Consider the following 762-nt stretch of genomic DNA (forward strand, 5'->3'; position numbering starts at 1 on the left):
GCTAACGTCCGTCGTGAAAAGGGAAACAACCCAGACCGCCAGCTAAGGTCCCAAAGTAATGATTAAGTGGAAAACGATGTGGGAAGGCATAGACAGCTAGGAGGTTGGCTTAGAAGCAGCCATCCTTTAAAGAAAGCGTAATAGCTCACTAGTCGAGTCGGCCTGCGCGGAAGATGTAACGGGGCTAAATCATTCACCGAAGCTGCGGACTTGTGCTTGCACAAGTGGTAGAGGAGCGTTCTGTAAGCCTGTGAAGGTTATCCGGGAGGATGGCTGGAGGTATCAGAAGTGCGAATGCTGACATGAGTAACGATAAGGGGAGTGAAAAACTTCCCCGCCGAAAGACCAAGGGTTCCTATCCCATGCTAATCAGGGTAGGGTGAGTCGGCCCCTAAGGCGAGGCTGAAAGGCGTAGTCGATGGGAAACGGGTTAATATTCCCGTACCGGCCAATACTGCGATGGGGGGACGGAGAAAGCTAGGCGAGCGCGGCGTTGGTAGTCCGCGTGAAAGTGTGTAGGTTGGGTGTTTAGGAAAATCCGGACGCCTAAGACTGAGACACGAGACGAGTCACTACGGTGACGAAGTTGCTAACGCTATGCTTCCAGGAAAAGCCTCTAAGCTTCAGGTATTGGCGACCGTACCCGAAACCGACACAGGTGGTCAGGTAGAGCATACCAAGGCGCTTGAGAGAACTCGGCTGAAGGAACTAGGCAAAATAGTACCGTAACTTCGGGAGAAGGTACGCTCTTTGTTGTGAAGG

1 rRNA gene is annotated in these 762 nt (G+C 52.4%); it reads left to right on the top strand.

The annotated features are described in order from the left end of the window. Positions 1-762: ribosomal RNA gene (locus RNAN_RS18535) — 23S ribosomal RNA — on the top strand; the annotation flags it as partial.

The sequence above is a fragment of the Rheinheimera nanhaiensis E407-8 genome (genome assembly GCF_000296695.1).
GTDB lineage: Bacteria > Pseudomonadota > Gammaproteobacteria > Enterobacterales > Alteromonadaceae > Alishewanella > Alishewanella nanhaiensis.